Below are 14,914 nucleotides of genomic sequence, written 5' to 3'. Positions count from 1 at the left end.
TGAAATGTGTGGAGGGGAAATGTATCCAACGTATTATAATGGCGTACATGGACAGGAATATAAATTATCGGATTTTCTCTAACGAAGATAGAAAAAAGACCGGGCCGCACTTTGCCCGGTTTTTCTTAAGCCAAGTTAAATTATGAATGTATGACATATTTGTTACAGAATACAGATTGATCTTATACTTGCCAAACCCTTGGTACATCAAGGGTTTGGCTTTTTTTACGGATGAAAGTTTGCTAGTTTATTAAACCTGTTGTCAAAATCACATTATCGTGTGATTTAATTCACTTTGAAAAGCTCTTTGACTGAATATGATGTAAGTGTAATCAATCAACCAAGGAGGAGATTAACATGGAAAAGGCCGGGAAAATCGCTTCCAAAAATAAAGAAAATGACAAGTCCTTGAAAGGAACGTTCACATCACTGCTGATTGTGGCTGCTATTATCGTCGTCATGTGGGCTGGTATTTTTTGGCTTTATATGGATCGAGTCTAAGGAGGGAGTATTATGCATCGTCTTGAAGAGATTTGGCTTGGTTTAAGTGCAGGTGTGTTAGTTTTATTTATGGTTATAGTCGGATATCAGGCCTTTGCGCTGGGAATGGGGCCGCCGAGCCATAAGGAAACAATTGATCCGCAAAAGGTTGATCAAACGGCACCATTTGATGAACCTGGCGTATATGAAACGGGCGAAAATGAATATGAAGTTGTCATGACACTGCAATCATTCGGTTTTAATCCCAGCAATATAGAGGTCCCGGCAGGCGCCGAAGTTACATTCTTAATGACGTCCAAAGATGTGACACATGGTTTTCAAGTTCCCGGTACAAACATTAATGCCATGGTTATGCCTGGACATATTCAGAAAATTACCCACACGTTTGATGAACCGGGCAACTATCTTGTGCTGTGCAATGAGTATTGCGGTACCGGGCATCAGATGATGTCGACGGAAATTATAGTGAAGTAAGGGAGTGATCACATGGCAAAAGCGCTAAATGAAGTGATTCGCGGTGAACCGAACAAAGCACTTGGGGTCAATGAAAAAGATGCTAAAATCTCCAAAGCATATTTATCAGTAGCATTTATAACATTGCTTATCGGCGGGTTTTTAGGATTAGTGCAGGGCCTTGAAAGAGGAGGTCTGCTACAGCTGCCGGCATGGCTGAACTATTATCAGGTTCTGACCGCACACGGTATTTTGTTGATTTTGATTTTTACAGCTGCATTTTCGATCGGTTATTTATATGCAGGATTTTCGCATTCAATGGGAGGATTGCTTCCTAAGGTAAGAAAAATGGCCTGGATAGGATTTGGCCTGATATTGTTCGGTGTCGGACTGGTCGTTATGACAATCCTGATGAATGAAGCGTCTGTCTTGTACACATTTTATCCGCCATTGGCGGCATCACCTGTATTTTATATCGGTTTGGTTTTCGTTGTTCTTGGTATCTGGTCATGTGCCTTTGGGGTATTCATGAATTATAATCACTGGCGCAAAAATCATAAAGGGGAGGTCACACCGCTTTTTGCTTTCTTTACAATGGGAGTGTTCATCCTCTGGTTTTTCGGAAGTCTGGGTGTAACGATTGAAGTGCTGACTCTTATTCCGTGGTCATTGGGATGGAAGGAAACGATTAATGTCATGGTTAGTCGAACATTATTCTGGAGTTTTGGCCACACATTGGTTAACGTATGGTATATTATCGCAACATCAGCATGGTATGTTGCCGTACCAAAAATAATCGGCGGACGGATTTTCAGTGACAAATTGGCAAGGGTTGTTGTCATCCTGCTGGTCATCTTAAATATTCCGGGAGGATTCCACCATCAAATAATTGATCCGGGCATCTCAGAAACGGTTAAATTTCTGCATGTATTTATGAGTGTTTCGATCGCATTTCCATCTCTTATGACTGCATTTGCAATGTTTGCAGTCTTTGAAAGGGCAGGTCGTAAAAGAGGGGGAAGAGGTCTGCTTGGCTGGTTCACTAAACTACCATGGGGCGATGTCCGCTTCCTGGCACCAATGATTGCTATGATTGCCTTCATTCCTGGTGGTGCAGGCGGGCTGATTAACACAAGTAACCAAATGAACCAGGTTATTCATAATACGTTATGGGTTGTCGGGCATTTTCATATAACAGTTGGTGTAACGGCTGTCTTGACGTTCTTCGGGATTTGTTACTGGCTTGTGCCATATATATCGAAGCGGAAGTTGACACCGCAAATGAATCGGTTGGGTATTATTCAGACAATCGTCTGGACAGTCGGAATGATACTCATGTCGGGCTCACAACATATGGTAGGTCTGCTGGGTGATCCGAGACGAACATCGTATACGACATATGGTGATCACGAAGTCGCTCTCGGCTGGATACCGTATGAATATGTGATGGCGTTTGGCGCAACATTGCTGTTGTTGGGTGTTATCATTCAAGTTTACGCTGTATTCAACATGATGTTTTTTGCTCCAAAAGGTGAAACAGAATTCCCGGTTGGCGAAGTGGAAGATGATGCCGAAAAAACGCCATTATGGACGGAACGCTGGAGCCTTTGGATTCTATTACTGCTGATGGTCGTTGCCATGGCTTATGTGGTTCCGATTGTAGACTTTGTGGTCAACGCACCACCGGGGTCACCACCTATTAAAACATGGTAACGTTAAGACAAAGTGACGTTTCGTTCAATGGTCAGTGTCACGTCTTAATAACGGTGGCTAATGCTCATAAGATCGATTCGGTTCAACTGACATTCTGTGGGGAAAATCGCTAAACACCTCACAGAATGGCATTTCACTTTATCAGGATTTTCAAGGGAAGTGATCATCATGATCAACAATAAACGGAATACCTTAGCTGTAATCGTTGTATTGCTGTTTGGTTTCGGACTGTTTTATACCGGAACGGACGGCTTTCGTGCTTTCACCGCAGAAAGTGCGCGCACTTATGACGTGAACCAGAGCCAGCCCAAGTTCCTAAACGTCACACTTGAGGACAGTAAGGGAAGAACTTATTCATTTAATGAATTTGCTGATGGAAAATACGTATTTGTTACGTTTATGTATACGAACTGTACGACAGTATGTCCGCAGCTTGAGATGAATATGGCACAAGTTTATGAACAGATTCCCGAAGAACATATTGGAGAGGATATTGTTTTCTTGAGCATCAGTTTTGATCCTGAACGTGATGATCCGGATGTATTGGCAAAATACAGGTCCTATTTTGGTAGTGATGGCGAAACGTGGCGAATGGCCAGAATCAACGATACAGATTCGCTCAATACGCTCTTGGAAAAGCTGGGTGTTATCGTCATTCCTAATGACGATGGTGATTTCACGCACAACAGTGCCTTTTATTTAATTGGAAAGTCAGGACAGCTGCTGAAAATGATGGATTTTACACAAATTGATGAAGCGGCCGATGAAGTGAACAGTCTGCTTGCGGAGGAGGGTTCACAGCCATGAAACAGGCGTTTTACGGATTATTGCTGTTTATCTTCCTTGCGCTTCCACCGGTCGCTGACGTAATGGAATCAATTATGATTATCCATATGCATATGCAGATGACACTTTTGCTTATATCGGGTTTTTTAATGGGGCGGTTTTTTCAACTGCAATTCCCGAATTTTTTCAGAAAGTGGAATACAAACGGAATTCCCGGTATTCTATTATTCATGATAATCTGGAGTTTTTGGATGATTCCGCGTTTAATGGATGAGGCTCTCGCCATTCAGACGATTGAAATATTTAAGTTTATCAGTCTGCCATTTTTAGCTGGTGTCGCCTTAAGGGATAGTTGGGCAAAAATAGGTACTGTTGGTCAAAAACTCGTCTTTACATTTTTTATTATTATGTTTGCTATCATGGCTTGGATTTATATTGGTGCTGACAGTCAACTTTGCAATAATTATCTTCTTGTTGAGCAACAAACGGTAGGGTGGGGGTCATTATTCTTCGGTGCCTTCCTGCTGTTCTATGTGCTGCAATTATTATTTCTTGATCATTCGCAATATGAATAGTTTTGTGTTTCTGCCTGCAGACGGATTGCAAGATTGGCAGTACAGAGAATGACTACAATTTCAGCGGTATACAGCAAAAAGTCTGCACAATTGCTTTTGTGCAGACTTAGGCATTTCCGGAAACATTCTGATCGTTGACATCCGGATCAAGTGGGTTCGTTGAACTTATACCGTTGTTAGTATTGATGAAGTCGCCGGTGTTGAAAGATCCGGAACCTGAACTCGTTTTCGATGTGCTTTTGGGTGCCAGATAGAATGAGTCACCAAAATTCATGACACCCCCATCGACACTATTGATCTTAATCGGTCCTACGATTGATGGCATAAAAACACCTGCTCCATTTACGTGTAAAGTGTTGTTGTGATAGTTTATGAAATGGGTAAGCATGTGTGTGCAATTAACTTCTGGAATATCTTCGGAAGTGTTTGATTCGTGATTCGCAGTAAGCTTGCTCTAGATTTCCAATCTGGAATAAAGCTGCCTCACTGATGCCGATAATATCTAATGTTTGGACGCGTATGGTGTCTGAATGATGAATGGTTTCTTTTTGAACAGGTGTGATGGTTTCCGGTAATATCATATTGCGATTAAACAGGGAATAATCATTGAAATCAATGTTAGTGTCAGATTTAAACCTCGCACCTTCTTTTTGCAAAGCAATTCCACGCGATGTTGACCGGACATGTCCGGTATCACCGATATTGAAAATGCTGCTGAATGTTAAGCCATTCAAACTGACATAGTCCGCAGAAGCCATTCGCTTTTCCTTCATTAGGATCGCCTTAACGGGCCAACGGGACAATTGAACCAAGGGCAGCCACTTCGGGAGGTGTATCGAAAAATGACGAGAGGACGAATTCGTCATTGTCACCGATCAAAAACACGGAAGATGCTGATATGGTAGTAATCGCAACATTTTCAACGTTCAGGTCCCAATTATGGACTTCCATTTTCATTTTACGGTTCATTCCCTTCCATGTATTTACTCAAGGATTGATGAATTTCCTGTTTAATTTGTTCGCTTATATGGTCTTTAAGCTGGCTTTCACTCAATTCCTGATGGTTTTGTCTGGCTTCATTTTCATAAAATGTAATGCGTTCAGGCAGCTGCTTTGCCATGTCTTCAATAAGTATATGCGGATCAATGTTATCTCTTGCAACATGCTTCTCTGCAGCAATATCAACTATAAGTTGCTCGCCATTTTCCTTTAAATAGTTGTTTAAATCGGCTGCCAGCTGTCGTCGGAACGGTGATTTACCGGTATCAGGTACAGAAAAATCATCAATGCCGTTTAAATCTTCCGGTGATAAGCCGATATGAAGTGTTCCATTCAGGTTTTCTATTTTCAGCTGATCGAAATTATATTCGATTTTTTCAACCGGTGGGTTTTGGTGCCCATTCGTGTTGTTTTCAAGGTGCTGTAACCTCTTTTCCAGTGAGTGGATTTTCTGGTCTTGTTCATGGATAAACTGATTAAGGTTATAAAGATAATGGCTCCAGCTGTCCATAAAATGTCCTCCTTAACTGGGCAAAGGCCTGCAAATAGTCTATGCGCAGCTGTAGGATATGTGCTTAATCGGGCTGCTCCAATCTGATGATAAATGGTTCACCGACTGGTTCGGCCGGTTCAGCAGGTTCGGTGTATCGACCGGTGTTATGAATATCCGATTGAGCACTAACACTTCCGGTGCTCCCGATTTGAAACACAGAAGAATTCGATATCGCATTGATTTTAATAAAATGAATCGATATCGTTTGATGAATGGTGAAATTCATGGTAAACACTCCATTGTCACGTAATGTTCTGGTCAGCCTGATCAGGATCTGTTACATAGGTCGTTGAGCGTCCGAGTCTGATATAGGTTCCGTCTCCGGTATTAAACGATCCCCCGCCGGCAAAGGTCTTTGCGGAACTTTCCGGAGACATGGAAAGCACATCTCCAATGTTAAAGGTACCTGAGTCGCTGATATTATTTATTTTGACAGCCCCAACTTTTGCCGGCATCGGAAAATTCTCCTTTCGATATAGTCTATGTGCAAATGCGGATTGTGGAACTTGGAAGGAATTATTATTGCAGGTGTAGAATAGTATGCAAATGGCTCGTTTAGTGGAAAGGTTGAAAAATCATGAAGGTTGCTGAACCATTGCAAAAATCTGAACGTATGATGTGGATTGATGCAGCCAGAGGGTTTGCGATATTAGGAATTTTTGTGGTCAATATTGGTGCATTCTCAGCACCTTATTTTTTATATGGCGGGGAACAAGATGCATGGCCGCTGGCAGCGGATCAAATGACTCAAGTGCTGATTGACATCTTATTTCAGGCAAGTTTTTATACCCTATTCTCCATTCTGTTTGGGTTTAGCCTGCAAATATTTAAGGAACGTCTGAAGGTTAAAAAGATTGCTGTGATGCCATTTTTATACAGGCGACTGACCATATTAATCCTATTTGGAATGATTCATGCATTCTTAATTTGGCATGGGGATATTTTGTTGTCGTATGGTATCATCGGATTGCTATTCATGGCGTTTATTTTCAGGCATGACAAAACGCTATTGCTGTGGAGCTCATTTATGCTGGGTATCAGCGTCCTATTGTATACATTTATGTTATATCGTATAAGGACACTCTTGGGTGGTGCCAACATTTCCGAAATTAACCGTGCCAAAAAAATGTATTCAAGTGATGACCTGTCTGCCATTTTGGAGCAAAACTTGAATGACTGGGTGTATTCCAATAGCGTTTTTTCATATTTGTTGCTGGGAACAACGCTTTTGCCATTGTTTCTGTTGGGCATGTACCTGGCCAGGAAGCGCTGGTTGCATTATCCCCGTAAGCACAGGCGGAAGATTTTAGCCGGCTGGTTGATCAGCTTCATCGCGTTTGCCATCCTGAAGATGGGGCCACATTTATATGGGAATCCCGTTTGGTTTTCATACGTGCAGGATAATATTGGCGGTACTGCCTCAGCGTTGTTTTATTTATTTTCGATAGCATTGGCCGGTCAACGTACGCTTGGTAAAAAAATCTTGAAGCCATTCAGTTATATCGGACGAATGTCATTAAGCAATTACATATTCCAATCGTTATTCTGCTTTGTGCTGTTTTATGGCGTTGGTTTTGGTTTGTACGGGATGATCAGACCAGTCCAGGCAATGGGGGTCGTTGTGTTGTTTTATGTGATTCAGATTTTTGCGAGCAGATGGTGGCTCAAACGGTACCGATACGGCCCGCTTGAGTGGATCTGGCGGAGTCTTACCTATAAGCAGAAACAGACACTGCGTGAGAATGAATAGCTTGCTTGGCGTGCTATTTGGCTGATATAGGCGCGAGCGTGGAGGCATGGGCATAGGAGCCGCGAGCAAGGCTATATCGCCCCGAGCGCGGGAATATCATCCCGAGGGCAAGAACATCACCAGAAGATTAAATAAGTAAATATTAAAAACAGGCTCCCCCTTGATGGAGCAGCCTGGCTTCACTTATGCATCCAATACGTTTTTGATGTGGCCGACTGCCCACTTAAGATCTTCTTTTTCAATGATGAGTGGTGGGGCAAAACGGATAACATTTTCATGTGTTTCTTTGCAGAGAAGTCCTTTTTCTTTCAACGCTTCGCAATACGGGCGTGCCGCTTCAGTCAGTTCAACACCGATAAATAGACCTTTGCCACGCACTTCCTTTATTTTCGGATTGTTCATTTTCTTCAATTCGCCCATCATGTAATTGCCAAGTTCGTGTGACCGGTCAGCTAGTTTTTCTTCCTCGAGCACCTCCAGTGATGCAAGAGAAACAGCACATGCCAGCGGATTGCCGCCGAATGTCGATCCATGTGATCCCGGATTGAATACACCGAGAATATCATGGTTGGCAACTACAGCTGAAATCGGAAATACGCCGCCGCCCAGTGCTTTACCCAAAATCAGAACATCGGGTGTAACGTTCTCCCAGTCGCAGGCAAACATTTTGCCTGTACGTGCAAGGCCGGATTGGATTTCATCAGCCATATATAGTACACTATTTTCAGCGCAAATATCATATGCTTCTTTCAAAAACCCTTCCGGCGGGATATTGATGCCCGCTTCGCCCTGGATAGGCTCGAATAGGAAGGCAGCTGTGTTTTCATTAATGGCTTCTTTCAGTGCGTTCACATTACCGTAAGGGATTATTTTAATTCCCGGAAGAAGCGGTCCAAATCCGCGCTGGTATTCTGCCTCTGATGACAGGGAAACAGCCGCCATAGTACGACCGTGGAAATTGCCCTCAGCAACAATAATTTCAGCCTTGTTTTCTGCAACGCCTTTGACATCATAAGCCCATCGGCGCGCAGCTTTTATCGCTGTTTCAACAGCCTCCGCTCCGGTATTCATCGGGAGTGTCATTTCTTTATTGGTCAGTTTACAGATTTTTTCATACCATGGACCGAGCTGGTCATTATGAAAAGCACGTGAAGTGAGGGTGACAGCATCGGCCTGGTCTTTCAAGGCGTCGATGATCTTCGGGTGTCGGTGACCCTGGTTTAATGCAGAGTATGAGCTGAGCATATCCATGTATCGGTTGCCTTCAGGATCCTCAACCCATACACCCTCCGCCTTGTTTATGACAACAGGAAGAGGATGATAGTTTTTGGCGCCATATTCCTGTGTTTGATCAATAATTTCTTGGCTGATGTTCGACATATTATCCCTCCGAATTTAAAATACCATTCCTCTCAAGTATAACAGTTTTAGTGTTAATTTACTTCCGGGGACTGCTCAATAATTTTTAAATGATTTTAACGACAGGACATGTTAAGATAGGTGGTATGTAAGTAAGGGTTTTAAGGAGGAACATTTAATATGAATACACATTTACACGTAACTTCGTGGGTTTTGGCATTTATTCTCTTTATTGTTGTTGTCGCCCTTAATAAATCAGGCAAAGCAAAAGGTGCTAAAATCTTTCAAATGATTCTGCGTCTGGATTATTTATTGATTCTTTATTCCGGTGGCACATTGTTGGCAACGTATTTCAATGGCCCGCAGATGGGTGAAGCCATTTTTAAAGGACTTGCGGGAATCTGGGCGATTTTTGCAATGGAAATGATTAGTATGAAATCCGGCCGCGAAGAACCGACAAAAAGCTGGTGGATTCAGCTTGTCATCGCGGTATTGCTGACGCTGATTTTAGGTTTCGGCCGGCTTGGACTCGGGTTTTTGCCATAGGTTTGACAAGCAGCAAGGACTTTTCCACAGGGGAAGGTCCTTTTAAAATGGTTTGTTCCCAAAATCAAATTACCGTGGTACACGAAAACAAAAGATGTCATGGTTTCAGGGAAAATCCATGACATCTTAAATTTGTGACATTTAATAGAGGGTTACTCGGCCAATGTTTCAAGCACGTCATCAATTGTTTTTTTAGATGCAAAGAATCCTCTATTTGTCCAGTTACTTGGTTCATTTATCGTATATACATTGCCGTTTTCGACTGCGGGTGTACGTTGCCAAACAGAACTGTTCTTTAGGGTCTGCAGTCCAGGTTCGTCTTCTTTGGCCAAAATAAACACATGATCAGCCTTTAATTGGGATAGTTTTTCCATGGAAATAGGATTCCATTGCGATTGAGCTTTACCAAGCTCTTTGACTAATTCAGGCTGGTTGATGCCAAGTTCGGAATAAAGTACTTCTGCGCTGTGGCGATTTTGTTCAAATAAAAAGAATTGGTCTCCTTTGGCCCAAATGGCTGCGACTGTTTCTTCGCCAATCGCGTGGTTTAATGTTTCTTTTGCATTGGCAACTTTATCATCATATTGATTCAGGACTTTGTCAGCTTTTGATTCCTTGCCAAGTATTTTACCGAAAGTATCGATTTGCTTGCGCCAGTTATTCGTTGTTTCTTCAGTCATGACATATGTTGGGGCAATCTTTTGATAATCTTCATAGGCCCCTTCATAACTGTCCATGCCATTTTCTAAAATGAGTAAATCCGGTTCATGCTTCAGAACCTGTTCCTGAGGCATATTCCATTCAAGTTTTGGAACCTCTTTTAGTTGGTCTTCCAAATAGCCTTGCACTGTTTGACCGATTGCCCATTTAGCTACTGGCGTAACACCTAATGCAAGTAATGAATCTTCGTGAAAAGGGGCGATGATGCGCTCAGTTTTTCCAGGGATGGTTACCTCCCCCTTTGCACTATTCAATGTCACGTCAGATGTACGCTGGTTATCCTGATTACTGGAATCTGAATCCCCGTCACTGCCGCTACAGGCGGTGATCAATAACGTTAACAGCAATAAAGAACCTAGTATTAAAACACGGGATCTGTTCAGTTGTCGCATAGGTAAGTCTCCTCTATGTTATAATATTCACTAGCGACAATGATAATCATTTTCAATTATTGTGTCAATTAGCAGGATGATTATAGTTGGTGATATAACACATTATAGTGTAGGAGTAAATCATGTTATCCATTATTCAGCAATCAAAGTTTCTTAAATTCATGATAGTGATGCTGACATGCATTGCGCTGATCTTTTCTGCCGGACTTTCAGTGTCCGTTGGAGTGGCAGATATTCATTTATTGACTGTCTGGAATGCAGTCTTTCACTTTAATGATAACCTTTCATCTCACCAGGTGATTCAAGAGCTACGGATGCCGAGAGTTTTTGCAGCAGCAATGACTGGTGCTTTTTTAGCAGTGTCAGGTGCAGTGATGCAAGGTCTGACTCGAAATCCTTTGGCATCCCCTTCAATTATGGGTGTCACACATGGGGCGGCATTTGCACTTGTGTTAGTGATGGTTTTTTATCCCGCTGTATCAAACTTCGGGATGACCATTGCTTCATTTGCAGGTGCTGGGGTCGCCGTTGCAATGATTTTTACGATTGGTTCTTTTTCCCGCGGTGGTTTGACGCCGGTTAAATTAACATTAGCCGGGGTGGCAATCGGTACATTATTAAGTTCGCTTTCATCAGTGATGGCACTTCACTTCCAGCTGGAAAAGCAACTGGGATTCTGGATGGCAGGCGGATTAGCAGGAACAGATTGGACGTCCAATCAGGTTCTGCTCATCTCCGGTATAATCGGTTTCATAATTGCTCTAATGATTGCCAAATCGATGACAGTACTTAATCTTGGAGAAGATGTGGCAGTAGGACTTGGCCAAAACAATAAAGTGATCAAAATAATGGGAATTCTAACCGTTCTGTTATTGACGGGCGCGGCTGTTTCTGTTGCGGGTGCCATCGGTTTTATAGGGCTTATCATTCCACATGTGACACGTTTTATAATGGGGACAGACTACCGGTGGATTATTCCTGTTTCAGCATTGTTCGGTGCTCTACTGCTCGTTTTATCAGATGTTGTTTCACGGTTGGTCAATGCACCATATGAAACGCCTGTCGGTGCGATAACATCACTTATCGGCGTTCCTTTCTTCCTGTATCTTGCCAGGGGAAGAAGTGGGGGTGATAATAAATGACCCGGATGAATAACAAAACGGGAAGGTTTACTGGTGTAATGATGTTATTGATTCTGTTAATTATCGTTATGTTTTTTATGGCTTTGAGAACAGGTGTTATTAATATAACACCGCTGGATGTCATTCGGACGTTGCTGGGGAGCGGAACAGATCGGCAGGAGTTGGTATTATTTGAATTTCGCTTGCCACGAATTATTTTAGCCCTCTTAATAGGCACAGGTCTTGCAGTATCGGGTGCTATATTGCAAAGTATTACGCAGAATGACTTGGCTGAACCGGGTATTTTGGGCATTAATACGGGAGCGGGATTTGCAGTTGTTTTATTTATATTTTTTCTGCAGGATTCAATAGGCGATGTTTTTTCCGTTCTCGTCATGCCATTATTCGCTCTGATGGGGGCTTTATTGGCAGCACTAATGATCTATGTACTGGCATGGAAAAAAGGTGTTAGTCCAATCAGGCTGGTACTTGTCGGGATCGGTGTTAATGCGGGGTTTTCCGCGGCATTGGTTATTCTTCAGCTGAAAATGAACCCGCAGGATTTTCGTCAAGTGACGGTATGGTTGTCCGGTGATATATGGAGCGCTAACTGGACGTTTGTGCTAGCATTGTTGCCGTGGATACTGATACTTATTCCATATGCCCTTCAAAAATCGAATACGTTAAATGTGCTCAATTTGGGTGATGACATTGCAGGAGGGCTCGGAACAAAAGTGGAAGGCGATCGACGTATTCTTCTGACCATAGCTGTTGCCTTGGCTGGTGCAAGCGTTGCTGCAGGTGGTGCCATCGCTTTTTTGGGACTTGTTGTACCACATATTGTCCGAAGAATTATTGGACCATTGCATCAATATACCATTCCCATTTCAGCTTTGATGGGAGGCTTGCTTTTAATGGTGTCTGATACAATTGGAAAAAATTTATTGACACCATTGGAAATACCTGTTGGGATCGTTGTAGCCATTATCAGTACGCCGTATTTTATATATTTGTTAATCAAGGAAAAATGAATTGTCAAGAAAGCAGTGGAATACCGGCATATACAGAGATAAACCAATACACAGGCTAAAAGGCATCAACATTTAATCCGGGTGTCACGTTGAATGGGGAGATGCAGAAATTTACATTACTAATTATGAATGATTTTTAACAATATATCAACTGGCATTGACTATTCAAATAAACCGTTAATAATAGGAAAAGAGCGTTTACTCATCTTTACGTTCAAGAACCCCCATTCAATTATCTCAAGGAAACCTGGAAAGCGAAGTAAGGGGCAGTTGGTTGTGAAACCCTATTCGTTCGATTAACATTCAGTGGGCCCCTCTAAATGAGTTTCATGAACTTTATCATACATATGAAGGAGTGCATTTATGAAGCGCCTGTGTTTAACATTATTTGTAATTCCGTTGTTGTTTGGCTTCTCCGGCACTGTTGCAGCGGCAGATCAAGAATCATTCAAAAGTGAAATTTTCTATCAGATTTTGGTCGACCGCTTTAATAACGGCGACAATACTCTGGATGATCAGATTAATCTTGAGGATCCGGTTGCGTATCATGGTGGTGATTTACAGGGGATTACCGATAAACTTGGCCATTTAAAGGAAATGGGCTATACGACACTGGTCCTGTCTCCAATTATGGAAAATTCAGCTGGTGGCTACCATGGTTATTGGATTGAGGATTTTTATCAAGTGGAAGATCAGTTCGGAACGATGGCTGATTTACAAGAATTAGTGAAAGAAGCACACGCGAATGATATAAAGATTGTGCTTGAATTTGTAACCAATTATGTTTCCGAAAACCATTCAATGACGAATAATCCGGATAAACGTGATTGGATCAGAAAGAGTAGTGACAAGAAGTCTTTCCGCTGGCAGGAACATACAGCTAAATTAAACCAGTCCAACCCTGAGGTGCAGGACTTTTTAACAAAAGTAGCGGATTATTGGATTGAAGAGACCAATATCGATGGGTATCGATTTCATGGTGCCGATAAAGCCAATCAAGCATTTCTGGATGAGCTGACAGCCCATATCCGCAGCAACAATCCTGAATTCTATTTGTTGGGCAATATTATGGATGAAGAATCCTATAATGGCAGCCTTACTGAGGATACAGCTTTGCAGGCAGTGGAAAATCATGCATTGAATGAACCGATGACAAAAGTGTTTGCCAAAGCCGGCACACCACTGACTAGTATTTATGATACATGGCAATCCACCGGTGAACAGGATGGGTTAAGCTATCTTGACACTAAATATACAGCACGTTTCACCCAAAAATTTCAGAAGAATGGGCGGAATAATGTAACGGCATGGAAATTGGCATTAACCTACCTTTATACTGCCCCGGGCGCACCGTTAGTTTACCAGGGCTCAGAAATTCCAATGGGCGGAAACAGTTTTCCTGAGAACCAGCAGATGATTAAGTGGAACAGTTCGGATGACGAATTACAGAAGTTCACAGACCGAATCGGGTCACTCCGTTCAGAATTCCCGGCACTGCAGCATGGTGATTATGAACAGGTGGATTCAAGCGGCGCGATGAGCGTATTCAAACGATCATACGAAGATGAAACAGTTTTTATTGCCATTAATAATGACACGGAATCACAAGACGTGTTACTGAATAGCGTTGCTTCCGGCAAACAGTTGAAAGGATTGCTCGGAGACAATCTGGTAAGAGAAAATGAGAACGGAAAATACCGGGTTGGTTTGCCGCGCGAAACTGCTGAAGTGTATGTGGTTCAGAATGACGCTGGTCTGAATTGGATAGTGATTGTTCCGATTGCGGCTATTTTTGTAACGTTTGTAGTAGGTATTATTTATCTGACCCGCCAGCAAAAAAAACGGGAAGCTGAAGTATAATTCTTCAGCTTCCTTTGTCATGCAAATTCGTGGGCGGAAATGGCTCCTTGACGGTGTAAATAATGATAGATCTTGCGGTAATCCCTTATATTAATGTCGCCTGTGATGTATTTTTGCTGATAAAAATCCAAGAGCGCATTCATTGATTCCGGTGGCCGATCACGTTCCATTTCAAAGATTGTTATTAATTCAAAAATGCTCAACTTAACCATCCTTTATTTCTTTCGATTTAGGTTGTCCTATCGGAAATATATGTACAAGGCAGGGGAAACATGACAGAACATTTTTATCATGCCTTTGGGTAGCATGACGGTTACTTTCAGTCATTTAATGATATCAACCTAAAAGAGGGAGACAAACGTCAGGAATGGGATTCATATTAGAAAAACCGGGCTACTTCTTGCCCGGTTTTCTAATAAAGTTCCATAAATACTCGAGTTTCGCACCCTGATAAATCAATAAAAAAGCGCCATGAAAATGGATAAAAAAACGTAAAAAAACCCGCATGAACACTGGCTTTTGGTATAATTAAGGTACCAATCCAAATCATGCCAA

Annotated in this window: 19 protein-coding genes; 10 read left to right on the top strand and 9 right to left on the bottom strand. The window is 42.2% G+C overall.

Features of this window, described 5'->3' with window-relative positions; translation table 11 throughout:
* The first annotated feature begins 357 nt into the window (after positions 1-357).
* From IEW67_RS16310 to IEW67_RS16290, 5 genes are all read left to right on the top strand, one after another.
* Positions 358-501, top strand: coding sequence for a cytochrome c oxidase subunit 2A (locus IEW67_RS16310; protein WP_188634136.1), 144 nt, complete (start codon positions 358-360; stop codon positions 499-501).
* 12 nt (positions 502-513) lie between these two features.
* Entirely contained in the window at positions 514-975 is a 462-nt protein-coding gene (locus tag IEW67_RS16305) for a cytochrome c oxidase subunit II (protein ID WP_188634135.1), read from the top strand.
* 12 nt (positions 976-987) lie between these two features.
* The gene (locus IEW67_RS16300; protein WP_188634134.1) at positions 988-2,667 is read left to right on the top strand and encodes a cbb3-type cytochrome c oxidase subunit I; all 1,680 of its coding nucleotides are present in this window, start codon (positions 988-990) and stop codon (positions 2,665-2,667) included.
* Positions 2,668-2,835: 168 nt separating this feature from the next.
* On the top strand, positions 2,836-3,474 hold the full coding sequence (locus IEW67_RS16295; RefSeq protein WP_188634133.1) for an SCO family protein: 639 nt from the start codon (positions 2,836-2,838) through the stop codon (positions 3,472-3,474).
* Entirely contained in the window at positions 3,471-4,028 is a 558-nt protein-coding gene (locus IEW67_RS16290; protein WP_188634132.1) for a hypothetical protein, read from the top strand. Before IEW67_RS16295 ends, IEW67_RS16290 begins: the two co-directional genes overlap by 4 nt.
* Before the next feature lie 106 nt (positions 4,029-4,134).
* Here the strand turns inward: IEW67_RS16290 and IEW67_RS16285 are convergent, their stop codons facing one another.
* From IEW67_RS16285 to IEW67_RS16260, 6 genes are all read right to left on the bottom strand, one after another.
* Positions 4,135-4,353: a spore germination protein gene (locus IEW67_RS16285; RefSeq protein WP_188634131.1), complete on the bottom strand. Its 219-nt coding sequence runs from the start codon at positions 4,351-4,353 to the stop codon at positions 4,135-4,137.
* Between the two features lie 73 nt (positions 4,354-4,426).
* Positions 4,427-4,801: a spore germination protein GerPE gene (locus IEW67_RS16280; RefSeq protein ID WP_188634130.1), complete on the bottom strand. Its 375-nt coding sequence runs from the start codon at positions 4,799-4,801 to the stop codon at positions 4,427-4,429.
* Between the two features lie 10 nt (positions 4,802-4,811).
* The gene (locus IEW67_RS16275; protein WP_373288580.1) at positions 4,812-4,997 is read right to left on the bottom strand and encodes a spore germination protein GerPD; all 186 of its coding nucleotides are present in this window, start codon (positions 4,995-4,997) and stop codon (positions 4,812-4,814) included.
* Positions 4,987-5,538: a spore germination protein GerPC gene (gene gerPC / locus IEW67_RS16270; protein WP_188634129.1), complete on the bottom strand. Its 552-nt coding sequence runs from the start codon at positions 5,536-5,538 to the stop codon at positions 4,987-4,989. Before gerPC ends, IEW67_RS16275 begins: the two co-directional genes overlap by 11 nt.
* Before the next feature lie 64 nt (positions 5,539-5,602).
* Complete coding sequence (locus tag IEW67_RS16265) at positions 5,603-5,806, bottom strand: spore germination protein GerPE (RefSeq protein ID WP_188634128.1); 204 nt, start codon at positions 5,804-5,806, stop codon at positions 5,603-5,605.
* Positions 5,807-5,822: 16 nt separating this feature from the next.
* Positions 5,823-6,035, bottom strand: a complete 213-nt coding sequence (locus IEW67_RS16260) for a spore germination protein (RefSeq protein ID WP_188634127.1) — start codon at positions 6,033-6,035, stop codon at positions 5,823-5,825.
* A gap of 122 nt (positions 6,036-6,157) precedes the next feature.
* Between IEW67_RS16260 and IEW67_RS16255 the strand changes: the two genes are divergently transcribed.
* Positions 6,158-7,330, top strand: coding sequence for a DUF418 domain-containing protein (locus tag IEW67_RS16255; RefSeq protein WP_188634126.1), 1,173 nt, complete (start codon positions 6,158-6,160; stop codon positions 7,328-7,330).
* Between the two features lie 183 nt (positions 7,331-7,513).
* On the opposite strand, the gene IEW67_RS16250 is transcribed toward IEW67_RS16255, so the two are convergent.
* Positions 7,514-8,710 carry an ornithine--oxo-acid transaminase gene (locus IEW67_RS16250; protein ID WP_188634125.1) on the bottom strand — a complete coding sequence of 399 codons (1,197 nt, stop codon included), beginning with the start codon at positions 8,708-8,710 and terminating at the stop codon, positions 7,514-7,516.
* A gap of 159 nt (positions 8,711-8,869) precedes the next feature.
* Between IEW67_RS16250 and IEW67_RS16245 the strand changes: the two genes are divergently transcribed.
* Positions 8,870-9,235 (top strand): YisL family protein, encoded by a 366-nt coding sequence (locus IEW67_RS16245; RefSeq protein WP_188634124.1) that lies wholly within the window; start codon positions 8,870-8,872, stop codon positions 9,233-9,235.
* Between the two features lie 152 nt (positions 9,236-9,387).
* Here IEW67_RS16245 and IEW67_RS16240 read toward each other — a convergent pair whose 3' ends face one another.
* Positions 9,388-10,347 carry an iron-hydroxamate ABC transporter substrate-binding protein gene (locus tag IEW67_RS16240; protein WP_188634123.1) on the bottom strand — a complete coding sequence of 320 codons (960 nt, stop codon included), beginning with the start codon at positions 10,345-10,347 and terminating at the stop codon, positions 9,388-9,390.
* A 122-nt stretch (positions 10,348-10,469) separates the two neighbouring features.
* Here IEW67_RS16240 and IEW67_RS16235 point away from each other — a divergent pair, with 122 nt between their 5' ends.
* The 3 genes from IEW67_RS16235 to IEW67_RS16225 all read left to right on the top strand — a co-directional run bounded on the left by IEW67_RS16235 (position 10,470) and on the right by IEW67_RS16225 (position 14,359).
* A complete protein-coding gene (locus tag IEW67_RS16235; RefSeq protein WP_188634122.1) occupies positions 10,470-11,489 on the top strand; it encodes a FecCD family ABC transporter permease in 1,020 nt (339 codons plus the stop codon).
* A gap of 5 nt (positions 11,490-11,494) precedes the next feature.
* Entirely contained in the window at positions 11,495-12,499 is a 1,005-nt protein-coding gene (locus IEW67_RS16230) for a FecCD family ABC transporter permease (RefSeq protein WP_188634137.1), read from the top strand.
* 363 nt (positions 12,500-12,862) lie between these two features.
* Positions 12,863-14,359 (top strand): alpha-amylase family glycosyl hydrolase, encoded by a 1,497-nt coding sequence (locus IEW67_RS16225; RefSeq protein ID WP_188634121.1) that lies wholly within the window; start codon positions 12,863-12,865, stop codon positions 14,357-14,359.
* Between the two features lie 17 nt (positions 14,360-14,376).
* Here IEW67_RS16225 and yppF read toward each other — a convergent pair whose 3' ends face one another.
* Complete coding sequence (gene yppF, locus IEW67_RS16220; protein WP_308430747.1) at positions 14,377-14,571, bottom strand: YppF family protein; 195 nt, start codon at positions 14,569-14,571, stop codon at positions 14,377-14,379.
* Positions 14,572-14,914 lie beyond the last annotated feature (343 nt).

The organism is Lentibacillus kapialis, from assembly GCF_014646635.1.
GTDB lineage: Bacteria > Bacillota > Bacilli > Bacillales > Amphibacillaceae > Lentibacillus > Lentibacillus kapialis.
This window is presented reverse-complemented; position numbering and strand designations above follow the sequence as displayed.